Raw genomic sequence first — 23,017 nt, 5'->3', positions numbered from 1 at the left:
GGTGAATCGCAAATAGTCAGTGGTGAACAGGGCGGCGCTCGGGCGTGTCCGCTTCTTTTAGCCTGCTCGATGTCTGGCTATGATCCCCAGTCCGTGAGGCGCACAGCTTCCATCCCCGATTCCCTGTTCGGAGAACCAACCATGTCCCGCAGCATCATCACCACCGACAAGGCGCCTGCCGCCATTGGTCCGTACTCGCAGGCTGTGCGCACCGGCAACACGGTGTATTTCTCGGGCCAGATTCCGCTGGATCCGGCCACCGGTCAGATGGTGGAGGGCGACATCGCCCTGCAGGCGCGCCAGGTGTTCGTCAACCTCAAGGCGGTCGCAGAGGCTGCTGGTGGCTCGCTGGAAAAGATCGTGCGCGTTGGCATCTACGTGACCAACCTGGGTCACTTCGCCACCGTCAACGAGATCATGTCCGAGTATTTCCAGGCACCGTTCCCGGCGCGCTCGACCATCGAAGTGTCTGCGCTGCCGAAGCTGGCGGACATCGAAGTAGACGCCATCATGGTGCTCGACTGATCGAACCGCACGCCCCGCGCTGACAGGTGGCCGCGTGCGGCCGGCTGCAGCGCGAGGGTGGGCTCGGTTAGGCTTCGTCGATGCCGCCCAGTCGCGCCAATGCCGCCACGATACTTTCCGACCCCGGCGCCACGCCGGTATCGGCGTTGCCTGGTGTCGGCCCGGCGTTGGCGGAAACGCTGGCGCGTCTTGGTCTGGAGCGCGTGCAGGACCTGTGGTTCCACTTGCCCCTGCGTTACGAGGACCGTACCCACCTCACTCCCATCGCTGATCTGCGTCCCGGCGAGCGCGCACAGGTCGAGGGCGTGGTCGAGGCAGTCGAACGCGGGTTTCGCTATCGGCCACAGTTGAAGGTAGCCATTACCGACGGCTCGCAGCAGACCCTGGTGTTGCGCTTCTTCCATTTCAATCGCAGCCAGTCCGAACAGCTCAAACCCGGCACGCGCCTGTTGTGCTACGGCGAAGTGCGGCAGGCGGCGCTCGGGCTGGAGATGGTGCATCCGCAGTACCAGCGACTGAGCGGCGACGAGCCTGCGGTCGTCGATGAATTGCTGACGCCGGTGTATCCGACGACCGAAGGGTTGGGGCAGAAGCGGCTCGCCGGCGTGATCGCCAAGGCGCTGGCGCTGCTGCCGCAGGATGCGCAGCTGGAGCTGATACCCACCGAGCTCTGCGTCGCCCACGGCTTGACCTCGCTGCGCGAAGCGCTGCTCTATGTGCATCGTCCGCCGCCGGATGCCCATCTCGGCCAGCTGACTACCGGTCGTCATCCCGCGCAGCAAAGATTGGCGTTCGAAGAATTGCTCACCCAGCACCTCAGCCTCAAGCGCATGCGCGCGGCGGTGCGTCGGCGCCATGCGCCGCGCCTGCCCGGTACGGGTGAGCTGCGCGAACGGTTGCTGGCCAGTCTGCCGTTCGGACTCACTGGCGCGCAGCAACGTGTGAGCCAGGAGATTGCCAAGGACATCGCCCAGGGCAGCCCGATGTTGCGGCTGGTGCAGGGCGATGTGGGCAGCGGCAAGACCATCGTGGCCGCGCTGGCGGCCTTGGCTGCCGTCGAGTCCGGCCAGCAGGTGGCCTTGATGGCGCCGACCGAACTGCTTGCCGAGCAGCATCTGCAGCACTTCCGCCATTGGCTGACGCCGCTGGGCATCGAAGTGGCATGGCTCGCCGGCAAGGTGACGGGCAAGGCGCGCCAGCAGGCTTTGCAGCGGGTGGCATCGGGTGCTCATGTCGTGATCGGCACGCACGCCCTGATGCAAGAGGGTGTGTCCTTCTCGCAGCTTGGGTTGGTGATCGTGGACGAACAGCATCGCTTTGGCGTGCAGCAGCGCTTGTCCTTGCGCGACAAGGGCGCGGACCATGAGAGCGGCCTGGTGCCTCATCAATTGGTGCTGACCGCCACGCCGATTCCACGCACGCTGGCCATGAGCGCGTACGCGGATCTCGATGTATCGGCGATCGACGAGCTGCCGCCGGGCCGCACGCCCGTCCAGACCATCGCGATTTCCAACGCGCGCCGCTTCGATGTGATCGAACGCATTCACGCGGCCTGTCTCGAAGGGCGCCAGGCGTACTGGGTGTGTACCCTGATCGAAGAATCCGAACAGCTGCGCGCGCAGGCTGCCGAAGTGGCGCACGCGGAGTTGTCATCGGCGTTGTCCGATTGCCGCATTGGCCTTATCCACGGGCGCATGAAGCCCAAGGAAAAGCAGGCTGTGATGGATGCCTTCAAGGCAGGCGAACTTTCGGTGTTGGTCTCCACTACCGTGATCGAAGTGGGTGTGGATGTGCCCAACGCCAGTCTGATGGTGATCGAAAACAGTGAACGACTCGGGCTGTCCCAGTTGCACCAGTTGCGCGGGCGAGTGGGGCGAGGGGCGATCGCTTCGAACTGCGTGCTGCTGTATCAGCCACCGCTTGGCCAGCTGGCGCGCGAACGCCTGCAGGTCATGCGTGACACGAATGACGGTTTTCGCATCGCGGAGAAAGACCTGGAATTGCGCGGCCCCGGCGAAGTGCTGGGCACGCGGCAGACGGGCCAGCTGAGTTTCCGCATCGCCGATCTCTCGCGCGATGCGCATCTGCTGCCGGCCGTGCAGGAGGTGGGTGCGGTGCTGTTGGCGCATCATCCGCAGCAGGCCGAAGGGTTGATTGCGCGCTGGATCGGCGCTGCCGCCCGTTACGCACATGCCTAGCGAGGAGCACTCTCCCTGTGGGAGCGCACCCTGTGCGCGACAGCCTTTCGCCGGCACCTCGCAGGACGAGTCGCGCACAGGGTGCGCTCCCACAATAAATTGCGCTGCCGATTGACGCTTGCGCGCGTCCGTAGAACGCCTAAGCTAATCGGTTCGCTCCCTAACGCGAGTTCCCCATGACCCAGCTGCAACTGTTGATCGACACCGACCCGGGCGTAGACGATGCGCTCGCCATCCTGATGGCGCATGCGCATGCCGACGTACTCGGACTGACCATTGCAGCGGGCAATGTCGGCCTCGCGCATACGGTGCGCAATGCGCGCACGCTGGTGGATCTGGTGGCCAAGCCGACGCCGGTGTTCCCGGGTTGTCCGACGCCGCTGGTGCGCATGCCGGAAGAAGACGCCGTGCACGTGCATGGCACCGACGGCCTGGGCGATGTCGGCTTTCCGGAGCCGCGCAGCGTGGCTGCCGATGAGCACGCCGCGCATGCACTGATTCGTCTTACCCGCGAACATCCCGAGCTGACCCTGGTGGCTCTCGGACCGCTGACCAATCTCGCGCTGGCCGTGCGTCTCGACCCCGCCTTGCCGCAGCGGGTGAAGCGCCTGGTGATCATGGGTGGCGCGGTCACCGGGCTGGGCAACACCGGCAAAATTCCCGCCGAATTCAATATCGGTTTCGATCCCGAGGCAGCGCACGTGGTGTTCGAGGCCTTCCCGATGTTCGACCTGGTCGACTGGGAAGTGGTGCTGCGCCACGCCTTCGACGACGAGGAATTCAATGGCTGGATCGCTGCAGGCGACCAGCGCGCGACCTTCTTCGAGCAGGTGTTCGGCACGGCGCGTGCGTTCAATGCCAAGCGCGGCCGTCGCGGCGTGATCGCGGCGGACGCGCTGGCGATGGCGGTGGCGATCGATCCGGCCATGGTGACGCGAGCCGAAGAGCGCCACGTCGCCGTCGAAATGGATGGCCGCCTGACCCGTGGCGCCACCGTGGTGGACTGGACCGCCAGGCTGGGCCGCCCGGCCAATGCCCGCATCGTGATGGAGGTGGATCAGGCCCGTTTCGGCGCCATGGTGAGGCGGGCGCTGGGCGCCTGAACGGCTACAATGGGCGATCCGCCGGTCCAAGTCCCTGAGCGACTTGCCAATGGGGGCGGCTCATGGTTAAAATGCCGCTCTTTTCACCCACCGCTTTGAGTCAGTCATGAAGCCCGATATCCATCCCAATTATCGCCAGGTGGTGTTTCAGGACCTGTCGTCCGATTTCGCGTTCCTGACGCGTTCGACGATTTCCTCGAAGGACACCGTCAAGTGGGAAGACGGCAACGAGTACCCGCTGGTCAAGGTGGATATCTCGAGCCATTCCCATCCGTTCTACACCGGCAAGCAGAAGTCGCTGGACACCGGCGGCCGCGTCGACAAGTTCCGTCGTCGCTACGCGCAGAAGTAATCGCGCGAAGTCTCTGCTGTCACGCTGCGGCCACGCAGCGTACGCAAGCTGAAACGCACGGGGCGAGCTGATGCTCGCCCCGTGCGTTTTTGCGTCCGCCCATCCGACCATCCGCTAGGGCATGTTGGCGGGACGATATGCGATAATCGGCGGCGAGGTGTCGCAGCCATCCCCCCACGCGACATCAACCCTACCTCGTCGGCCATCGCCTTCGCGCGACACGTCGGCGACGACATAAGCGTGAAGGAGGTTTTCCGTGTCCGATTCCAAGATCGTCAAGTTGGTGGATGAGTCGACCAACCGCAGCAGTGAACTGCCCCTGCTCAGCGGCACGTTAGGTCCCGCATGCATCGACATCGGAACGCTGTACAAGGACACGGGACATTTCACTTACGACCCGGGTTACGGCAGCACCGCCAGCACCAAGAGCGCCATCACCTATATCGACGGCGACGAAGGCGTGCTGTTGTATCGCGGCTACCCCATCGAGCAGCTGGCCGAGAAGTCGAATTTCCTCGAGACCTCCTACCTGCTGCTCAATGGCGAGCTGCCGAACAAGGATCAGTTCTCCAAGTTCGAGCACGACATCACGCATCACACGATGATGCACGAGTCGCTGAAGGACTTCTTCAAGGGTTTCCATCACGACGCGCATCCGATGGCCATGCTGGCCGCCTCGGTGGCGTCGCTGTCGGCCTTCTACCACGACGATATCGACGTGGATAACCCCGATGACCGCAAGCTCGCTGCGATCCGTCTGATCGCCAAGATGCCGACGATTGCGGCTGCCTGCTACCGTTACTCGATCGGCTGGCCGTTCCGCTATCCGCGCAACAACCTCGAGTACGTCGACCGCTTCCTGCACATGATGTTCGAAGTGCCGAGCGAGCCGCTGGAGATGAGCCCGGTCGCCGCCAAGGCGCTGGATCTGTTGTTCATCCTGCACGCCGACCACGAGCAGAACGCCTCCACCTCGACCGTGCGTCTGGTCGGTTCCACCGGTGCCAACCCGTACGCCTCCATCGCTGCCGGCATCACCGCGCTGTGGGGTCCGGCCCATGGCGGCGCGAACGAAGCTGTGCTCAAGATGCTCGAAGAGATCGGCACCGCCGACAAGGTCGAGACCGCCGTCAAGCGCGCCAAGGACAAGAACGACAACTTCCGCCTGATGGGCTTCGGCCATCGCGTCTACAAGAACTTCGATCCGCGCGCGAAGATCATCCGCGAGATGTGCCACAAGGTGCTCAACGAGCTGGGCGTCAACGACCCGCTGCTCGACGTGGCCATGAAGCTGGAAGAAGCGGCGCTGAAGGACGACTACTTCGTCGAGCGCAAGCTCTACCCGAACGTCGACTTCTACTCGGGCATCATCTACAAGGCCCTGGGTATCCCGACCGAGATGTTCACGGTGATGTTTGCCATCGCCCGCACCTCGGGCTGGATCTCGCACTGGATCGAGCAGCATGAAACGCCGGGATCGCGTATTGGTCGTCCGCGCCAGATCTATACGGGTGCTGACGTGCGTAACTACGTGGCTAGCGACAAGCGTTGATTCGCTCGATCATTGAATGAAAAAGCCCCGGTTTTCCGGGGCTTTTTTTGTGGGTATCGGCAAGATTGTGTCGCGCACAGGGTGCGCTCCCACAACAGCCCTCATCCCTGTGGGAGCGCACCCTGTGCGCGACAGGCCTGTCAACGAAGCGCTGACGACAACATCCTCTCAAACTCATCGTCGTTGTCGGCTGTAGCCAGCAACTCCTCGACGGCAGCCAGCGACGCCCTTCGCATCGGCTTCTCATCGATGCGATCCAGCGGCGCCTGCTTCAGCGCATCGCGCGGCAACACGGTGATGTCAAAGGGCAGGCCGTCGGCGGCAAACAGCAGTACGGGATATTCCTCCTGCTCGTCACGCGTGGTGCGCAGGCGGCGCGTCTGCTGGGTGATTGGTACGCCGCGTTCCTGCAGGAACAACACGACGTTTTCCGCGGTGTCGCTGAAGACATGCAGGCAGACCGCCGAGTGGGCATCCGCCGTGCCTTCAAGTACGGCGCCGACCAGTCGCGGATCGAAGCGGTCAAGGAAGCGCATGGCTTCCACGGCGGCCTCGCGTCGTTCCTGCAGCAACTGGGGCTGGGATTCGGCGTGGAAGATGCGCTGGTGTTCCCTCAGTGCGTCTTCGATTTCGTTGTTGCGCGGCAAGGCCTGCGCGTCCAGGATGCCCAGCCGCTCGGCGGCCTTGACCTTGGCGTGATGGAAATCGCGGATGCCGTGCTCGCTCATCAAGCGCGCCGCTTCCTGGGCGACGCGAAGACGATTGCGCTGCAGGCGATCCTGCGCGTGGATGCGATGGTGCTGACCTCGTGCCATGCCTCATTCCCCCGGCAATCTGGCGCCCGTCGTTGCGGACGCCAGCGGCAGCACGGTCTGGTGACGGAACCGGCGCTGCCGACGATTAGAAGATGTCGTAGGCGTGCTGCTGATCCTGGTCCTCCTGCTGCTGGTTGGCCTGGTTACGCAGTCGATCCACGTCTTCGACCTTGAAGATCTCCGACATGATGTTCGGGTCGTCCGCGCCGGCGGGCAGGCCGCTTTGGCGGTCTATCTGTACCGTAGTGATACCGGGCGGCAACGGCAAGATGGAGGCCGGCTGGTCCTTCAGCACCGCGCCGGTATAGCTCATCCAGATCGGCAGGGCCGCCTTGGCGCCGAACTCGCCCTTGCCGAGCGAGCCGAAGTCGTCGAAGCCCACCCAGACCGAGGTCACCAGGTCGCCGTTGAAGCCGACAAACCAGGCATCGCGGTGATCATTGGTCGAACCGGTCTTGCCGGCCAGGTCGGTGCGGCCCAGGGCGGCGGCGGCCGCACCGGTACCGCGCTTGACCACGTCCTGCATCAGCGAAGTGACCAGGTAGTCGTTGCGCACCTCAATGACCTGGGGCGCCAGCACTGGCGGGTGGGCGCCGTCGCCATGGGCGTCGGCCGGGAGTACGGCATCGCCGACGCCGGCTACGCTGCCGGAAGTTGTCGGCGCACTGGCGGCAGCGGCGACTGAATTTCCTGGTGCGGCCCCCGTATTGGCCGGCGGCGGGCCGGGCGGGCGGGTATCGAGCAGGCGTTCGGCGCAGGTGCGGCAGGCGCGGGCCGGATTGGCCTGATAGACCGGCTTGCCGTCGCGGTCATCGATCTCACTGACGAAGTACGGGGTGACCAGATAGCCGCCATTGGCAAACACGGCGTAGCCACGGGCCATGCTCATCGGCGACACCGAGGCCGTGCCCAGCGCCATCGACAGGTTGCTGGGCAGCGAATCGAGCGCAAAGCCGAAGCGGGTGGCGTAATCGCGGGCGAAACGCACGCCGATGGCGTCGAGCAGTCGCACCGAGACCAGGTTCTTGGATTGCACCAGGGCCTCGCGCAGGCGGATCGGGCCATCGAACTTGTCGTCGTCGTTGGACGGCGTCCACAGGCCGCCAGGGCGCGAGGGGTCGGGCAGGGCGAGCGGTGCATCGTTGACGATGGAGGCCGGCGTGAAGCCGCGCTCGAAGGCCGCCGAGTAGATAAAGGGCTTGAAGCTCGAACCCGGCTGGCGTGCGGCCATCACGGCGCGGTTGAACTTGCTGCGCAGGAAGTTGAAGCCACCGACCAGGGCCTGCAGCGAGCCGTCCTCGGGATTGAGCGAGACCAGCGCGCCCTGTGCCGCCGGGATCTGGGTAAGCAGCCACTGGCCCTTGTCGTCGCGCGCCACGCGGATGATGTCGCCGCGCTTGAGCACGGTGGAGACGCTCTTGGGCGTGGCCCCCACGCGGGTGTCATCGATGCGCGGACGGGCCCAGCTCATCGCATCCAGGTTCAGCTGCACCTCGTCGCGGCTGGCCAGATAGACGCTGGCCGCGGTGGCCGACACCTGGGTCACGATGCCTGGCTGCATGCCGGAAATGTCGGTGTAGCCGGCCAGGGCGCGCTCCAGTTCATCCGTGCCGGCATCGGCAGCCAGCTCCTGGTGGGCCTCCGGGCCGCGCCAGCCGTGGCGGTGGTCATACTCGACCAGGCCCGAGCGCATGGCATCCACTGCGGCCTGCTGGCGCTTGCTGTCGACCGTGGTCTTGACCACATAGCCTTCGGTGAGGGCGTCGTTGCCCAGGCGGTCGAGCACCTGCAGGCGCACCATTTCGGCCAGATACGGCGCATCCACCTCGATGGCCGGCTCATGCGGCGAAGCGTTGATCGGCTCGGCGATGGACTGGTCGTACTCGGCCTTGGAGATGAAGCGGTTCTCCAGCATCTGGCCGAGCACCCAGTTGCGGCGCGCCAGCATGCGCTTGGGGCTGTTGAGCGGGTTCACCAGCGAAGGCAGCTGGAAAGTCGAGGCCAGGGTGGCGCATTCGGCCACGGTGAGCTGGTCCAGCGTCTTGCCGTAGTAATAGGAGGCCGCCGCGGCCACGCCGTAGGAGCGGTGGCCCAGGAACATCTTGTTGAGATAGAGCTCCAGGATCTGGTCCTTGGTCAGCTCGCTCTCCATGCGCAGGGCGATGAAGATCTCGGTCAGTTTGCGCGAATAGAGCTTTTCCGGGCTCAGGAAGAAGTTGCGCGCCACCTGCTGGGTGATGGTGGAGCCGCCCGAGCCCTTGTCGCCACCCGAGGCCACCACATGCCAGCTGGCGCGGGCGATGCCGTGCCAGTCCACGCCGGGGTGCTGGTAGAAGCTGGCGTCCTCGGCGGCGAGCACCGCGTGCTTGAGCCGGTCGGGCACCTGGCCCATCGCCACGGGGATGCGGCGGGTCTCGCCGAAGCTCGCAATCAGCTTGCCATCTGCCGAAAGCACCCTAAGCGGCACCTGCATGTGGTAGTCCTTAAGGACCGCCACGGAGGGGAGCCGGGGGGAAATAAGCCAGTAGGCCACGCCAACCGCCGCGACACCCAGCAGCAAACCTGTAAAAGCCAGGACGAGGATCCAGCGCAGCAACCGCTTAAGAATTTGCATGATTTGGGTGTTTGCGAGACGTGAGTCAAAACAAGTCAGAGTATAGATGTAGCAGTATCCACGGCATGAACCGAGCCCGTCACAGCAAGAAGCAGGCCAGTGGCCCAGTCGCCCAACCTGTGGATGCCGTCACGCGAATGAGTCGAGAAAAAGCTCGTAGGCCGTTGCCAATACGTTAATTTTTGGATTAAATGCCGATGCGCATCAGACCAATCTGAGTCTGGACGCACAGGGGCAAGGGGGAACATCGTGGGGCTCTTTACACCCAAGAAGCCGCCACTTGTTGGCGTCGACATCAGTTCGACGGCCGTCAAGTTGCTGCAACTCAGCCAGGCCGGCGGTCGCTATCGCGTGGAGCATTACGCGGTCGAGCCACTGCCCCCCAACGCTGTAGTTGAAAAGAATATTGTCGAGGTCGAGGCCGTGGGCGAGGCGATTCGGCGTGCGCTGGCGCGTTCGGGTTCCAAGCTCAAGCACGCGTCCGCGGCGGTGGCCGGGTCCGCCGTCATCACGCGCGTGATCCCGATGCCGAGCGAATTGTCCGAGGATGATCTGGAAGGCCAGATCCAGGTCGAGGCCAACCAGTACATCCCGTATCCGATCGAGGAAGTCAGCCTGGACTACGAGATCCTCGGTCCGGTCCGCGACAACCCCGAAATGAACAACATCCTGCTGGCCGCCTCGCGTACCGAGAATGTGGACATGCGCGTGGCCGCGCTCGATCTGGGTGGCTTGTCCGCCAAGGTGATCGACGTCGAAGCGTTCGCCATGGAAAACGCGTTTGCGATGGTGGCCGACCAGTTGAACGTCGGTCGCGACGCGCTCGTCGCCGTGGTCGACATCGGCGCCACCATGACCACGCTGTCGGTGCTGCGCAACCAGCGCACCATCTACTCGCGTGAGCAGGTGTTCGGCGGCAAGCAGCTCACCGACGAAATCATGCGCCGCTACGGCCTCTCCTACGAGGAAGCCGGTCGCGCCAAGCGCAAGGGTGGCCTGCCCGACTCTTACGAGAGCGAGGCGCTGGAGCCGTTCAAGGAATCGCTGGTGCAGCAGATCAGCCGCCTGCTCCAGTTCTTCTTCGCCGGCAGCGAATACAGCAAGGTCGACCAGGTCGTGCTTGCTGGCGGTTGCGCATCCATCGAAGGCATCGGTCCGATGCTCGAAGACCAGCTTGGCGTGCCGTGCGTGGTGGCCAACCCGCTGGCGCGCATGTCGCTGTCGCCTCGCGTGCAGGCCCAGTCGCTGGCACAGGACGCCCCCGCATTGATGATCGCGGTCGGCCTCGCGCTGAGGAGCTTTGACTGATGGCACACATCAACCTACTTCCGTGGCGCACCGAGCGCCGCAAGCAGCGCGAGCGCGAGTTCTTCATGCAGTTGGGCGCGGCTGCCGTGGCAGCGGTGCTCGCCGTGCTGGTGTGGTACGGCTGGATGGATGGCCGCATCAGCAGCCAGAACGACCGCAACGCCTATCTGCAGGGCGAGATCAAGCAGCTCGACGAGCGCATCACCAAGATCAAGGACCTTGAAAAAGTCCGCGAAAGCCTGCTCGCGCGCAAGCAGATCATCGAGCAGCTGCAGGCCAACCGTTCGCAGATGGTCCATCTGTTCGACGAGCTGGTGAAGACGATCCCGGCCAGCGCCCGCCTCAACGGTCTCAAGCAGACCGGTGATTCGATGACGCTGGATGGCGTGGCGCAATCCAACGCCAGCGTGGCCGAGTACATGCGCAACATCGAGACCTCGCAGTGGATGGGGCATGCCGATCTGCGCAAGACCGAGAACACGCATGGCGACAGCCGTCTGCCGTACGCGTTCGGGTTGGATGTGGCGTTGAGCCGGCCCAAGGGTGACGACAACGGCGATGGTTCCAGCGAAGGTCATGCACCGGCCTCCGCCAGCTCCACGGCTCAGCCGGCCGCGGCCCATGACGCGCAGCCTGCCAAGGCCGCGACCGTGGCAGCCCCGGCTACGCCGGCCGCCGCCCCTGCCGCCGCGACCCCTGCAGCCAACGGAGGAGCCAAGTAATGAAGTTCCTCAATGATCTGCAGAGCCTGGACCGCAACAACATCGGCGGCTGGCCCAAGTCGGTCAAGATGTTCTTTACCGGTTTGCTGCTCGCCCTCATCGTGCTGGGCGGCTGGTACTTCTTCGTCAGCGACCAGCAGGACCAGTTGCAGTTGGCCGTTGCCAAGGAAGACCAGCTCAAGAAAGAGTTCTCCGACAAGCAGGCCAAGGCGGTCAATCTCGAGGCTCTCCAGCAGCAGCTTGACGAGATGCAGGACATGCTGCGCCAGTTGCTGCGCCAGCTGCCCAGCAAGACCGAGATGCCCGAGTTGCTGATCGACGTTTCGCAGACGGCGCTGTCGGCCGGCCTGGAAACCGAGCTGTTCCAGCCCGGTCCGGAGTCGCCGAAAGACTTCTACGCGGAAAAGCCGATCCAGTTGCGCATGGTGGGCACCTACCACCAGTTCGGCACCTTCATCAGCGGCGTGGCTTCGCTGCCGCGCGTGGTGATCCTGACCATGCACGACGTGTCGCTCACGCCCAAGAATCCAGGCGCCAAGGGTGCCGCCAACGGGTTGCTGGTACTGCAGGGCACCGTGAAGACCTATCGCTATCTGGACGAAGACGAAAGCGCGTCCGCCAAGGCAGCCAACGCCAAGTCGACGCACGGCAAGCCGGCCGCGAACACGGGAGGGCAGAAATGAGCAAGTTCGCTGCCATCAAGCCTGCCTCCATGGGCAAAGCCGTGCTGGTATTGGGTGTCGTCCTCACGCTCGCCGGTTGTAGCGGGCAGGACGATCTCCACCAGTGGGTCGCCCAGGAAAAGCAGAAGAAGGGCGCGCCGATCCCGCCGCTGCCCGTCATCAAGACGTTCGAGACCTTCCAGTACAACGACCAGGACAAGCGTGATCCGTTCAGCCCGAGCACGGCCGAACTCCAGGGCAGCGCCAACACGGGGCCACGGCCGGATGAAAACCGCGCCAAGGAGCCGCTGGAAATGTTTGCGCTGGACAGCTTGAAGATGGTCGGCACCGTGGGGACAGGTGCCGCAACGGAAGTGCTCGTGAAGGACCCCGGTGGCGTGATCCACCGTGTCCATCGCAACGAATACATGGGCCAGAACTATGGTCGGGTCACCGCGGTAGCCGATGACCATATCGACCTGGTGGAACTGGTATCCAATGGCAACGGTGGCTGGATGGAACGTTCCGCCAGCATCGCGCTCAGCGAGAAATAAGAAACAGGGGCTGATGCAATGACCAACCAAATCAAAACCGTTCGGGGCAGTGTCATGCGCCAGGCTAGCCGTTATGTGGTTGTGGGCCTGCTGACGCTGGGCGCCGCCTGGTCGAACGCGGCGGCTGCGGCCACCAGCACCCTGAAGGACATCAGCTACGACACGCTGCCAGGTGGCCGTGTCGAGCTGCATCTGAACTTCGCCCAGGGTCCGGTGCCGGAACCGAAGATCTTCACCACCGGCAATCCACCGCGCATCGCGGTCGATTTCCCCGATACCGATAACGCGGCGGCTCGCCATCTCGATATCGGCAAGGGTGCAACGACCGGCGTCTCGGCGGTTTCCGCCGGCGGCCGCACCCGCGTCGTGGTCGAGCTGGTGCGCGACTCCACCTACCGTTCCCGCGTCGAGGGCAACAGCCTCGTGCTCACGGTGAACAACGGTACCGATGCGCAGACCACCACCACGGCATCGAACATCGATCCGTCCAAGGCGCTGCCGTCGATGGCCAGCGGCCCGGCGGTGTCCAACATCGACTTCCGCCGCGGTCCCAATGGCGAAGGCCGCATCCTGATCGACTTCAGTGCTGCCGGCGCCAGCGCCGACATGAAGCATCAGGGTGACAAGGTGATCGTGGATATCAGCCACGCCAACCTGCCGCCCAATCTGGCCCAGCGTCTGGACGTGCTTGATTTCGCCACGCCGGTGCAGTCGATCGTCACCAAGTCCAATGGTGGCGGTGCGCATATGGAAATCAGCACCAAGGGTGTGGTCGATACGTCGGCCTACCAGAGTGGCAACCAGTACGTGGTGGAAGTGGCGCCGAGGAAAAAGGACCCGAAGGCCGACGCCATCGCGGCCAAGGGCCAGGAGCCGGTCTACACGGGCAACCGCGTGACCTTCAACTTCCAGGACATCCCGGTGCGCTCGGCCTTGCAGCTGCTGGCTGATATCTCCGGTCTCAACCTGGTGGCTTCCGATACGGTGGGTGGCAGCGTTACGCTGCGCCTGGTCAATGTGCCGTGGGATCAGGCCCTCGACGTGGTGCTGCGCGCCAAGAGCCTGGACAAGCGCCGCAACGGCAACGTGATCTGGATTGCGCCGCAGGAAGAGCTGGCCAAGTACGAGCAGAGCATTGCCGATGCCCGCATGAAGGCTGAGGACAACGCCGAGCTGGTCACCGACTATGTGCCGATCAGCTATGGCAAGGCCAAGGACATTGCCAAGCTGCTGACCACGGGCAGCCAGCAGAGCACGGGCGGTGGCGGCACCAGCAGCAACGCCTCGCGCGGCTTTCTGTCCTCGCGCGGTAGCGTCTCGTTCGACGATCGTACGAACACCCTGCTGATCAACGACAACCCGCAGAAGATCCGCGAGCTGCGTGCACTCATCGCCGTGCTGGACAAGCCGGTGCAGCAGGTGCTGATCGAGTCGCGCATCGTCATCGCAACGGACAACTTCACCCGCGAGCTCGGCGCCAAGTTCGGTGTGCAGGCCAAGAAGGTGAACCCGAGCGGCCAGACGCTTTCGACGGGTGGCACATCCAATGGTGACGGCACGGCCGGTGGCATCAACGTCAATCTACCGACCACCACCCAGGCCGGCAGCTTCGCCCTGGGCATCCTCGGCAAGAACTACGCCCTGGACCTCGAACTCTCGGCCGCACAGACCGAAGGTCGTGGCGAAGTGATCTCCAGCCCACGCGTCATCACTGCCAACCAGCAGGAAGCAGTGATCCGCCAGGGTCAGGAAATCGGCTACGTGACCTACCAGAACAGCGCGACCGGCGCGTCGGGCAGCGGTACAGCGACCGTGCAGTTCAAGGACGCCGTCCTCGAGCTGAAGGTCACCCCGACCATCACCTCCGACAACCGCGTCTACCTGATGATCAACGTGAAGAAGGACGCTCTGGCGGACTTCATCACCGTGCCGGGCAGTGGCCAAGTGCCGCAGATCGACACGCGTGAGATCAACACCTCGGTGCTGGTCGACAACGGTCAGACGGTGGTACTGGGCGGCATCTACGAGATCACCAAGCAGAACAACGCCACCAAGGTGCCTGGTCTGGGCGATATCCCGGGTCTGGGCGTGCTGTTCCGCAATACAACGCGCGAAAGCGACAAGGCGGAGCTGCTGATCTTCGTGACCCCGCGCATCCTGAGCGAAAGCCTGCAATAAGCGCGGTTTCACTGAAATAAGGCAAAGGGGCGGCTTCGGCCGCCCCTTTGTTTTGGGCACGCGAGCCGCGCTCGATGGGGGCCGGAAGTCATGGGTAGTAAACTTCCGGAGCCAGTTAAGGTCTGTCGTTACGTTCAACCTTGATGGATTCCCCGATGGACATGCCCGAGGCCCCCACCTCATCCAGCCTGCAAGAGGCTTTCCTGCGTGTGCGCGATGAGCTGCAACGCAGCGTCATTGGCCAGCCGCACCTGATCGATTGCCTGCTGGTGGCCCTGTTGGCCGATGGTCACCTCCTGGTCGAAGGCGCCCCGGGCCTGGCCAAGACCACTGTCGTCAAGGCGCTGGCAGCCTGCATCGAGGCCGATTTCCACCGCGTGCAGTTCACGCCCGACCTGCTGCCGGCTGATCTCACCGGCACCGACGTGTTTCGTCCGCAAGCAGGCAGTTTCGAGTTCGAGCGAGGCCCGCTGTTTCACAACATCGTGCTGGCCGACGAAATCAATCGCGCACCGGCCAAGGTGCAATCGGCACTGCTCGAAGCGATGGCCGAGCGCCAGATCACCGTGGGGCGCAGCACCTGGCGCCTGCCGGAGCTGTTCATGGTGATGGCGACGCAGAACCCGATCGAGCAGGAAGGCACGTTTGCGTTGCCCGAGGCGCAGCTCGATCGCTTCGTGATGCACGTGACCATCGGCTACCCCGACGCGGCTGCCGAGCTGGCCATCCTGCAGCTGGCCCGCGAGCAGGCGCGCAGGAGCCTGCATCCGGTGCCGGTGGCGCGGCCGAGCCTGAGCCAGGCCGATGTATTCAGTGCGCGCGACGCGGTGCTGGATGTACACATGGCCCCGGCGCTGGAGGAATACATCACGCAACTGGTGCTGGCCACGCGCGAACCGGGCGTCTATGGCGCCGAGCTCAAGCGCTGGATCGCCTGGGGCGCCAGCCCGCGCGGGACCATCGCACTGGATCGCTGCGCTCGCGCCCACGCCTGGCTGGCGGGGCGCGATTACGTGCTGCCTGAGGACGTGCACGCCATTGTCCACGAAGTGCTGCGCCATCGCGTCCTGCTCAGCTACGAGGCGGAGGCCGAAGGCGTTCGCAGCGATCAGGTGATACGCCGCGTGCTGGATCTTGTGCCCCTGCCGTGAGTGCCGTTGCTCCCATCACACCGGACGGCGATGGCCGTACGAGCGTCCGCCTCGCCGAATTGGTGGCCTTGCGCGCACGGGTCGCCAAAGCGGCGCTGCCGAGGCTGGAAAGCCGGGCGATGCGCTCGGCCCAGCAATCCAGCCGTCTATACGGCCGCGGCATGGATTACGCCGAATCGCGTGTCTACCAGCCGGGCGACGATGTGAGACGCATGGATTGGCGGCTGACCGCGCGTAGCGGCCGCCTGCACACCAAGTTGTTCCAGGAGGAACGCGAGGGTCGCTTGCTGATCCTGCTCGACGCCCATGAGAGCATGCGCTTTGGTACCCGTGTACGCCTGAAATCCGTGCAGGCTGCGCGTGCTGCGGCGCTGGCTGCGTGGTACGCCGTGCGCGCGGGTGAGCGGGTAGGCTTGATGTCCTTTGGTAACGGTCACCGCATGCTGCGGCCTCAGTCGGGCACGCGCGGTGCGCTCGCCGTCTGCGGTGCGCTGGCGGATTGGGATGCCAGCTATGCGCCCATTCCGGGCGAGCCGCTGTCCGATGTGCTGTTGCGCGCGGGGCGGCTGATGCATGGCGCCAATCGCGTGTTGTTGATCAGCGACGGGCTCAGCTGCGACGACGGTGCGCAGGGTCACCTGCTCAAGCTGTCGCACAAGGCGGGCATCCGCGTGCTGGTGGTGGCAGATGCCCTGGAGCTGGGGCTGCCGCCCGCAGGGCGTTATCCGATGGAACACGATGGCATCCGCCGCGAAGTGGCCCTGTTTGGCGGGCGTCAGCGCCGCGAGTTCCAGCAGGCGCTCGGCGCAGGGCAGAGCCGACTCAACGCCATGGCGCAAGCGCTCGGCCTGCCGCACAGCACCATCGATACCGCCGCCGATCCGCTGGATGCCGTGATGTCGCTGCTGGCGCCCGGAGTACGTCGATGAGCGCGCCAGCCGCCGCACCGGCCAACGGCCCTTTGCTGCGCGACATCCATCTGCCGCCGCCGCCCTCATGGTGGCCGTTGGCGCCCGGATGGTGGGGCCTGATGGTGTTGGGACTGCTCGCCGTCGGCGTGTCCATCTGGTGGTGGCGTCGACAGCGCCGCCGTGCTGGCGACGAACGGCGCGTGTTGGCCGAGGTGGACCAGGTGCTGTCGTCGTGTCGCGAGCAACCGCAGGCGCTCGCCAGTGGTTTGCACCAGCTGCTGCGGCGCGGCGCGCTGCGCATCGATCCGGCTGCCGCTCAGCAGCGTGGTGATGCCTGGCGCCAGACGCTGGCGCGGATGCCCGTCGACGCCATCGCACTTGAGCAACTGCACGGCTTGGAAGCAGCCATGTATCGCCCGACGACGTCGTTGGACCCCGATGCCGCGGCAGGCGCCACGCGCCGCTGGTTGCAGCTGGCGTGGCGCCACCGCGTCCGATCGTCGGGTCAGGCGTTAGGCGGCCGCAAGGCGAGCGGGATGCTGCCATGACCGAGTTCGTCTGGCCGTGGGTCATCGTGCTGGCGCCGCTGCCGTGGCTGTTGCGTTGGTGGCTGCGTCCCGCCTCGCCGGGGCAGGCCCTGCATATTCCTCATCCGGGCGTGCATCTGGACACGCCCGAGCGACAGGGGCGCGGCGGCTGGCGCATGTGGTTGCTCGTGCTCGCATGGCTGGCCCTGCTGGGCGCGGCCGCGCGCCCTCAATGGGTGGGTCCCCCCCAGGCCCAGCAGCGCAGCGGACGTGCCCTGATGCTGGCGGTCGATCTATCCGGAAGCATGCGTACCGATGACATGCAGTTGAGCGGACAGCCGGTAAGCCGTTTTGGCGCAGTGGAAGCGATTGCCGGCGATTTCATTGGGCGTCGTAGCGGCGATGAGATGGGTTTGATCCTGTTCGGCAGCCGAGCCTTCCTGGTAACGCCGCTCACCTATGACTTGCAGGCCGTGCGCGCTCAGCTGCAGGGCGCGGCCGTGGGCCTGGCAGGTACCGAAACGGCGATTGGCGATGCCATCGGCGTGGCGGTGAAGCGGCTGGCGGGTTTGCCGGAGCAGGCGCGCGTAGTCGTGCTGCTGACTGACGGCGTCAACAACGCCGGCAATATCGCGCCGCTCGATGCCGCGCATGCGGCGAAAGCCGCGGGCGTGCGCATCTACACCATCGGCATCGGCGCCACGGAGATGAGCATTCCCGATTTGTTTGGCACGCATACGGTGAATCCGTCGGCGGACCTGGACGAAAACATGCTGCGCACCATGGCGACGCAGACCGGTGGTCGCTATTTCCGCGCTACGGATGCCAGTCAATTGGCCGATGCCTATCGCGCCATCGATGCTCTGGAGCCGATGCCGCAACAAGGCCCTTCGCTGCGGCCGCGCCATGAGTTGTTCCGCTGGCCGCTGGGCTTCGCCGTGCTGGCATGGCTGCTCGCCTTCGCACCGCATGTGCGCCGCCGGGAGGCGTTTGCATGAGCGAGGCATGGCAGCAGTTTCATTTCCTGCGGCCGTGGTGGCTGCTCGCTCTTTGCGCGCTGCCGCTGTTGATTGCGCTTGCCGCAGGGCGACACGGTGCGCGCGAACAACTGTCGCGCCTGGTCGATGCGGAGTTGTTGCCGTTCCTGTTGACAGGAAATCCCGTGCGCAGGCGCGCCACGCCATGGTTGCTGGCCTGTGGCTGGGCGCTCGTCACGCTGGCGATGGCAGGACCCACCTGGAGCCGCGTGGCGCAACCCTTGTATGCGAAACGCGCCGCCCAGGTGGTGGCCGTGTCGCTGTCGCAGCGCATGTTGGCGCGCGATGTGACACCAAGCCGGCTGGATCGCGCGCGCTACAAGGTGCGAGATCTCCTGGCCAGCAATCATGATGGGCTGAACGCGTTGATTGCGTACGCTGGCGAAGCCTTCGTGGTGGCGCCGTTGACCTCCGATGGCGCGGCGCTCAACGATCTGCTGGCGGCACTCTCGCCCGATACCATGCCTGTCGATGGCGACGATCCGGCCCAGGCCATCGAACGCGGCGTCAGCCTGATACACGACGCCAAGGTCGGCGGCGGCTCGCTGGTGCTGGTCACCGATGATGCCGATGCTGCGGCGCAGGCTGCCGCGCGCAAGGCGCTGGCCGATGGCGTGCGCGTTTCGGTGCTGGGCATCGGTACTGCGCAAGGTGGCCCGGTACCGCTGTCGGACAACAGCTTCCAGCGCGACGCGCAAGGCGGCGTGACGCTCGCGCGGCGCAACGACGATGCCTTGCGCGCACTCGCCGCCAGCGGCGGCGGGCAATACGTGCCGATGACCGATGATGATCGCGACATACGCGCGCTCGATGGCGAACTGCGCGCAGGCGGACCGGCAACACTTGCGGCCGATCTGCACGGCGACGAATGGCAGGATCGCGGGCCATGGTTGCTGCTGTTGTTGCTGCCGCTGGCGGCCACGTCGTTCCGCCGTGGTTGGCTGATGCTGTTCGCGCTGGCGTTGCTGCCCGCGATGCCCGGTGTTGCACAGGCGAGCACGTGGAGCGATTTGTGGCGTCGCCCCGATCAACAAGCCGCCATGGCGTTGCAACAGGGCGATGCCAGGCGTGCCGAGCAGTTGGCGCGCGATCCCGCCTTGCGTGGAGCGGCCGCCTATCGCGCCGGAGACTACGCCGCGGCAGGCCATCAGCTGCGCCCGCTGGCGGGCACTGACGCGCAATACAACCTTGGCAATGCGCTGGCCAGGCAGCGCGATTACCAAGGCGCCCTGGATGCCTACGATCGAGCGCTCAAGGCCGATCCCAAGAACGCCGATGCGCTGGCCAATCGCAAGGCGGTGGAAGACTGGATGCGTCATCAGCCTAAGAATCCGCAGAACGACAACGGTGCGAAGGACAACAAGGGCAAGGCAGGCTCGGGTCCCTCGACTACACCGCCCGACCATGCACAAGGCCAGGCGGGCCAGCAGCGCGACGAGAGCAAACAGGACCAGGGCCAAGGCAAGTCCTCGCAGGATGCGCACGGCGGTTCGGAAGGCCAGAGCCACGATCAGAGCGAGCAGGGGCGCAACCAGACGATGGACAAGTCGCCCGGCCAGGAAGGCGTCAATCAGCCGCAGACGCCCGAGCAACAGGCGCAGGAGCGCGCACGCCAGGCCCAGGCGCAACAGGCGCTTCAAAAGCAGATGGACGAGGCGCTGGGCAAGCAGCAAGCCAACGAGAAAGCGCGCGACGGCACCCACGAACTTGGCGCCATCGAGAAAGACGACGCCCAATCGAAACTGCCTGCCGATGTGCGACAGGCGCTGCAGCGCGTGCCTGACGATCCGGGCGCGCTGTTACGGCGCAAGTTCGAACTTGAATACCGGCAGCGCCATGGTGGCGCATCGCCGTCTGAAGGTGACTCGCAGTGAAGGCCCGCTATCTTCGTATCTTGCTGTTTTGCCTCGCGTGCCTGTGGCCGCTGGCGTCGTTCGCCGCGGACGTGCAGGCAACGCTGGATCGCAACCGCGTGGAGCTTGGTGAGACAGTCACGCTGAATCTGCGCGCCAGTGGCGGAGCCATGGCGGCCACACCGGACCTGAGCGCGTTGTCGCAGGACTTCGCCGTGCTTGGCTCTTCAAGCAACACCAGCATCAGCATCATCAACGGCCAGCGCGCCGCGCAGGTTACGGTGGGCGTGGCATTGCGTCCGCTGCGTGTGGGCACCTTGCGCATTCCAGCGCTGTCCTTTGCCGGCGGGACCACCGCACCAGTGGCGTTGGAGGTGGTGCAGCCCGATGCCAGCGCAGCAGCGGCGGGTCGCAAGGACGTCTTCGTCGAGGCGACGGTCGATCCCGCCAGCGCGTATGTCGGCCAGCAGATCGTCTATACGGTGCGCTTGTTCTACGCCACCGATCTGACCAGCGGTGCCCTGGAAGACCCGCAAGTAACCGGCATCGACTTCCGTCGCCTCGGCGATGAAATCACCTATCAGGCGGAGCGGGGCGGTCGTCGCTACAACGTGATCGAGCGCCGCTACGCGGCCACGCCACAGCGCGAAGGCCATCTGCAGATTCCAGCCGTGGCCTTCCAGGGCGAGTCGGTCAACATGGCCAACCCCGACGCCTTCTTCGGCAACGGCACGCCGATCACGGCGGCGTCGCCGTTGGTGGACATCGATGTACGGCCGGCTCCCACGCAGGCGGCGCAGGCGGCATGGTTGCCTGCGCGTTCGCTCAATCTCACGCTGGATGGCGGCCCGTCGCATGGCGATCTGCATGTGGGCGAACCATTGAACCTGGTGATGAACGTGCAGGCCGTCGGCCTGCCGTACGAGGCCTTGCCTGCGCTCAGCCTGCCCGCGCTCGACGGCGCCACTGTGTATCCGGACAAGCCGGTGAATGGCACGCGCGTGGAAGGCCCGTGGCTGGTGGGGCGTCGTCAGCAGAGCTTCGCCGTGGTGCCCAATCGCGCCGGCAAGCTGAGCATTCCGGAAACCACGCTCACCTGGTGGAACGTGGTGGAGAACCACGCCGAAACAGCGCGCATTCCGGCGCAGACGTTCAACGTGCTGGCGGCGGCAGGCGCGCCAGCGGCGTCGGCAGCGCCCACGCCGCAAAGCAACGCCATACCTGTCGAAGTCGCGCCGGCGCAGGCCACCGTCGTCGTCCAACACACCTGGTGGCGCAGTATCGCCTTCGCCAGCCTCGGCTTGTGGGTACTGACGGTGCTGGCCTGGCTGATCTGGCGTCGTCGACGCGGCGGGCTGGCGGCGAATGCGCCGCCACGGGAAACCCAGGCCACGGCATCGCATCTGCGCGCGGCCTTTCTTGCTGCTGCCCGTGGCAAGGATGCGGCAGGACAGGCGGCCTCCTTGCTCGCCTGGGCCCAGGCGGAAAGGCCTGCGCTACGCAATCTCGGTGAACTCGCCCTGGCTTTGTCTGCAGGAGCTCAACGCGAAGCCATCGATGCCTTGCAGCGCAAACGCTATGCCGGCGCGGACGATGCCGGGCTGGACGAGCGCCTCGCTGCTGCGTTCAAAAATGGATTTGCGTGGCAGCCCCTGGCGCAAGCGTCGAACGCCTCGCCGCTGCCGCCGCTCTATCCGTTCAATGTGCGTCGCTGAGCGCCTCGCGCCAGATGGCGGCCATGTCCTCGCTGAAACAGCAGACCCGCACCTCTGATGGACCGCCCTGCGGCGCATCCAGCAGGCTGCGCACGGCCACCCGCGCGGCCCGATGCGGCGGATAGCCGTAGACCCCACAGCTGATCGCGGGGAAGGCGATCGAATTGAGGTCATATTCTGTCGCCAGCACCAGGCTTTGCCGATAGCAGTTGGCCAACTGTTCAGGCTCGCCGCTCTGGCCGCCCAGCCAGATCGGGCCGACGGTATGGATGATGTAGCGTGCCTTGAGGTCGAATCCGGCGGTGATGCGCGCTTCGCCGGTAGGACAGCGCACGCCGGGGCTGAGCTCGGGTATGGCCTGGCAGGCCTCCATCAGCCTCGGGCCCGCCGCCCGGTGGATGGCGCCATCCACGCCGCCGCCGCCCAGCAGCGCGCTGTTGGCGGCGTTGACGATGGCATCCACGTCCAGTGCGGTAATGTCGCCGACAATGATGTCTATGTTCATAGGCCTTGGCTTCGTAAATAGTTGCGACGTATGCTTGGGCTACGACACCATCCCGCAGGGAATGACCCATCGCCATGACTAAGGCAGAAGACATTTCGTTTGGCTATTTGCTCAACGATGTCACCTTGCTGTTCCGCAAGCACTTCGACAGGCGAGCCGTGAAATTCGGGTTGACCCGCGCCCAGTGGCGGGCCACCAAGATGCTCTACCACCGCGAAGGTCTGCGCCAGACCGAGCTGGCCGAATCGCTGGAAATGGAGCCCATCGCGGTGGGCCGGGTGATCGATCGCCTGCAGGCTGCCGGTTTCGTGGAGCGTCGCCCCGATCCCAAGGACCGCCGCGCATGGCGGCTCTACGTCACCGACCAGGCGCGCGGCGTCATCGCCGATATGGAGCTGATCGCCAAGGGTGTACGCAAGGATGCCACCCAGGGTATCAGCGTGCCTGAGCTGGAGCAGGCGCTGGGCGTGCTCAACCGCATCAAGGAAAACCTGCAGGCGCTGGACAACGGGGCAAGCCCCGACGACGGCGAGGTCTGATCCAACGCCCCAGCTAGCCCCGGCCCAGGCCTTATGGCAGGTGTGCGTCATGCTGCCGCCATACTATTTTGCGATGAACATGTCGTCTGCCTGACGGCGGACGATTTGCCAAGTGCTGTCGGTCGTGCGGGTCACGGACGCTGGCTGCATCACAATGCCTGGTGCGACGCACCGGGAAGGTGAGGGATGCCCATGT

20 protein-coding genes are annotated in these 23,017 nt (G+C 65.1%); 17 read left to right on the top strand and 3 right to left on the bottom strand.

Features of this window, described 5'->3' with window-relative positions; all coding sequences use genetic code 11:
• The first annotated feature begins 141 nt into the window (after nt 1–141).
• The 5 genes from AC1DKY_RS14640 to AC1DKY_RS14620 all read left to right on the top strand — a co-directional run bounded on the left by AC1DKY_RS14640 (nt 142) and on the right by AC1DKY_RS14620 (nt 5,730).
• Nucleotides 142–525, top strand: a complete 384-nt coding sequence (locus AC1DKY_RS14640; RefSeq protein ID WP_441604500.1) for a RidA family protein — start codon at nt 142–144, stop codon at nt 523–525.
• An 80-nt stretch (nt 526–605) separates the two neighbouring features.
• Nucleotides 606–2,723: an ATP-dependent DNA helicase RecG gene (recG, locus tag AC1DKY_RS14635; RefSeq protein WP_441604499.1), complete on the top strand. Its 2,118-nt coding sequence runs from the start codon at nt 606–608 to the stop codon at nt 2,721–2,723.
• A gap of 176 nt (nt 2,724–2,899) precedes the next feature.
• The gene (locus AC1DKY_RS14630) at nt 2,900–3,826 is read left to right on the top strand and encodes a nucleoside hydrolase (protein ID WP_441604498.1); all 927 of its coding nucleotides are present in this window, start codon (nt 2,900–2,902) and stop codon (nt 3,824–3,826) included.
• A gap of 106 nt (nt 3,827–3,932) precedes the next feature.
• Nucleotides 3,933–4,178 (top strand): type B 50S ribosomal protein L31, encoded by a 246-nt coding sequence (locus AC1DKY_RS14625; RefSeq protein WP_046972144.1) that lies wholly within the window; start codon nt 3,933–3,935, stop codon nt 4,176–4,178.
• 256 nt (nt 4,179–4,434) lie between these two features.
• Entirely contained in the window at nt 4,435–5,730 is a 1,296-nt protein-coding gene (locus tag AC1DKY_RS14620) for a citrate synthase (RefSeq protein ID WP_441604497.1), read from the top strand.
• 140 nt (nt 5,731–5,870) lie between these two features.
• On the opposite strand, the gene AC1DKY_RS14615 is transcribed toward AC1DKY_RS14620, so the two are convergent.
• Nucleotides 5,871–6,545 carry a hypothetical protein gene (locus AC1DKY_RS14615; RefSeq protein WP_441604496.1) on the bottom strand — a complete coding sequence of 225 codons (675 nt, stop codon included), beginning with the start codon at nt 6,543–6,545 and terminating at the stop codon, nt 5,871–5,873.
• 85 nt (nt 6,546–6,630) lie between these two features.
• Nucleotides 6,631–9,159, bottom strand: coding sequence for a penicillin-binding protein 1A (locus AC1DKY_RS14610; protein ID WP_441604495.1), 2,529 nt, complete (start codon nt 9,157–9,159; stop codon nt 6,631–6,633).
• Between the two features lie 249 nt (nt 9,160–9,408).
• Here AC1DKY_RS14610 and AC1DKY_RS14605 point away from each other — a divergent pair, with 249 nt between their 5' ends.
• The 11 genes from AC1DKY_RS14605 to AC1DKY_RS14555 all read left to right on the top strand — a co-directional run bounded on the left by AC1DKY_RS14605 (nt 9,409) and on the right by AC1DKY_RS14555 (nt 21,777).
• A complete protein-coding gene (locus AC1DKY_RS14605; protein WP_046972148.1) occupies nt 9,409–10,467 on the top strand; it encodes a pilus assembly protein PilM in 1,059 nt (352 codons plus the stop codon).
• Nucleotides 10,467–11,189 (top strand): PilN domain-containing protein, encoded by a 723-nt coding sequence (locus AC1DKY_RS14600; protein WP_441604494.1) that lies wholly within the window; start codon nt 10,467–10,469, stop codon nt 11,187–11,189. The genes AC1DKY_RS14605 and AC1DKY_RS14600 overlap by 1 nt, the downstream gene beginning before the upstream one ends.
• Nucleotides 11,189–11,872 carry a type IV pilus inner membrane component PilO gene (locus AC1DKY_RS14595; RefSeq protein ID WP_441604493.1) on the top strand — a complete coding sequence of 228 codons (684 nt, stop codon included), beginning with the start codon at nt 11,189–11,191 and terminating at the stop codon, nt 11,870–11,872. The genes AC1DKY_RS14600 and AC1DKY_RS14595 overlap by 1 nt, the downstream gene beginning before the upstream one ends.
• Complete coding sequence (locus tag AC1DKY_RS14590) at nt 11,869–12,405, top strand: pilus assembly protein PilP (protein WP_441604492.1); 537 nt, start codon at nt 11,869–11,871, stop codon at nt 12,403–12,405. The genes AC1DKY_RS14595 and AC1DKY_RS14590 overlap by 4 nt, the downstream gene beginning before the upstream one ends.
• A 54-nt stretch (nt 12,406–12,459) precedes the next feature.
• Nucleotides 12,460–14,583: a type IV pilus secretin PilQ gene (locus AC1DKY_RS14585; protein ID WP_441604491.1), complete on the top strand. Its 2,124-nt coding sequence runs from the start codon at nt 12,460–12,462 to the stop codon at nt 14,581–14,583.
• Nucleotides 14,584–14,738: 155 nt separating this feature from the next.
• Nucleotides 14,739–15,734: an AAA family ATPase gene (locus AC1DKY_RS14580; protein ID WP_441604490.1), complete on the top strand. Its 996-nt coding sequence runs from the start codon at nt 14,739–14,741 to the stop codon at nt 15,732–15,734.
• Complete coding sequence (locus tag AC1DKY_RS14575) at nt 15,731–16,663, top strand: DUF58 domain-containing protein (RefSeq protein ID WP_441604489.1); 933 nt, start codon at nt 15,731–15,733, stop codon at nt 16,661–16,663. The genes AC1DKY_RS14580 and AC1DKY_RS14575 overlap by 4 nt, the downstream gene beginning before the upstream one ends.
• On the top strand, nt 16,660–17,193 hold the full coding sequence (locus tag AC1DKY_RS14570) for a DUF4381 family protein (RefSeq protein ID WP_441604488.1): 534 nt from the start codon (nt 16,660–16,662) through the stop codon (nt 17,191–17,193). The genes AC1DKY_RS14575 and AC1DKY_RS14570 overlap by 4 nt, the downstream gene beginning before the upstream one ends.
• A complete protein-coding gene (locus AC1DKY_RS14565) occupies nt 17,190–18,170 on the top strand; it encodes a VWA domain-containing protein (protein WP_441604487.1) in 981 nt (326 codons plus the stop codon). Before AC1DKY_RS14570 ends, AC1DKY_RS14565 begins: the two co-directional genes overlap by 4 nt.
• Nucleotides 18,167–20,083 carry a VWA domain-containing protein gene (locus AC1DKY_RS14560; protein ID WP_441604486.1) on the top strand — a complete coding sequence of 639 codons (1,917 nt, stop codon included), beginning with the start codon at nt 18,167–18,169 and terminating at the stop codon, nt 20,081–20,083. The genes AC1DKY_RS14565 and AC1DKY_RS14560 overlap by 4 nt, the downstream gene beginning before the upstream one ends.
• The gene (locus tag AC1DKY_RS14555; protein ID WP_441604485.1) at nt 20,080–21,777 is read left to right on the top strand and encodes a BatD family protein; all 1,698 of its coding nucleotides are present in this window, start codon (nt 20,080–20,082) and stop codon (nt 21,775–21,777) included. The genes AC1DKY_RS14560 and AC1DKY_RS14555 overlap by 4 nt, the downstream gene beginning before the upstream one ends.
• Here AC1DKY_RS14555 and AC1DKY_RS14550 read toward each other — a convergent pair.
• Nucleotides 21,761–22,282, bottom strand: a complete 522-nt coding sequence (locus tag AC1DKY_RS14550; protein WP_441604484.1) for an O-acetyl-ADP-ribose deacetylase — start codon at nt 22,280–22,282, stop codon at nt 21,761–21,763. The two genes, AC1DKY_RS14555 and AC1DKY_RS14550, sit on opposite strands and share 17 nt — an antisense overlap.
• A 74-nt stretch (nt 22,283–22,356) precedes the next feature.
• Here AC1DKY_RS14550 and AC1DKY_RS14545 point away from each other — a divergent pair, with 74 nt between their 5' ends.
• Nucleotides 22,357–22,821, top strand: coding sequence for a MarR family winged helix-turn-helix transcriptional regulator (locus AC1DKY_RS14545; RefSeq protein WP_441604483.1), 465 nt, complete (start codon nt 22,357–22,359; stop codon nt 22,819–22,821).
• Nucleotides 22,822–23,017 lie beyond the last annotated feature (196 nt).

The sequence above is a fragment of the Dyella sp. 01N448 genome (assembly GCF_056399225.1).
The sequence above is the reverse complement of the archived record's forward strand: the minus strand, read 5'-3'. Positions and strand labels throughout refer to the sequence as shown.

Coding starts and splice junctions, on each gene's coding strand:
- AC1DKY_RS14550 (WP_441604484.1), bottom strand. CDS start 22,282: ATGAACATAGACATCATTGTCGGCGACATTACCGCACTGGACGTGGAT.
- AC1DKY_RS14610 (WP_441604495.1), bottom strand. CDS start 9,159: ATGCAAATTCTTAAGCGGTTGCTGCGCTGGATCCTCGTCCTGGCTTTT.
- AC1DKY_RS14565 (WP_441604487.1), top strand. CDS start 17,190: ATGACCGAGTTCGTCTGGCCGTGGGTCATCGTGCTGGCGCCGCTGCCG.
- AC1DKY_RS14625 (WP_046972144.1), top strand. CDS start 3,933: ATGAAGCCCGATATCCATCCCAATTATCGCCAGGTGGTGTTTCAGGAC.
- AC1DKY_RS14585 (WP_441604491.1), top strand. CDS start 12,460: ATGCGCCAGGCTAGCCGTTATGTGGTTGTGGGCCTGCTGACGCTGGGC.
- AC1DKY_RS14545 (WP_441604483.1), top strand. CDS start 22,357: ATGACTAAGGCAGAAGACATTTCGTTTGGCTATTTGCTCAACGATGTC.
- AC1DKY_RS14630 (WP_441604498.1), top strand. CDS start 2,900: ATGACCCAGCTGCAACTGTTGATCGACACCGACCCGGGCGTAGACGAT.
- AC1DKY_RS14595 (WP_441604493.1), top strand. CDS start 11,189: ATGAAGTTCCTCAATGATCTGCAGAGCCTGGACCGCAACAACATCGGC.
- AC1DKY_RS14590 (WP_441604492.1), top strand. CDS start 11,869: ATGAGCAAGTTCGCTGCCATCAAGCCTGCCTCCATGGGCAAAGCCGTG.
- AC1DKY_RS14560 (WP_441604486.1), top strand. CDS start 18,167: ATGAGCGAGGCATGGCAGCAGTTTCATTTCCTGCGGCCGTGGTGGCTG.
- recG (WP_441604499.1), top strand. CDS start 606: ATGCCGCCCAGTCGCGCCAATGCCGCCACGATACTTTCCGACCCCGGC.
- AC1DKY_RS14580 (WP_441604490.1), top strand. CDS start 14,739: ATGGACATGCCCGAGGCCCCCACCTCATCCAGCCTGCAAGAGGCTTTC.
- AC1DKY_RS14600 (WP_441604494.1), top strand. CDS start 10,467: ATGGCACACATCAACCTACTTCCGTGGCGCACCGAGCGCCGCAAGCAG.
- AC1DKY_RS14615 (WP_441604496.1), bottom strand. CDS start 6,545: ATGGCACGAGGTCAGCACCATCGCATCCACGCGCAGGATCGCCTGCAG.
- AC1DKY_RS14640 (WP_441604500.1), top strand. CDS start 142: ATGTCCCGCAGCATCATCACCACCGACAAGGCGCCTGCCGCCATTGGT.
- AC1DKY_RS14570 (WP_441604488.1), top strand. CDS start 16,660: ATGAGCGCGCCAGCCGCCGCACCGGCCAACGGCCCTTTGCTGCGCGAC.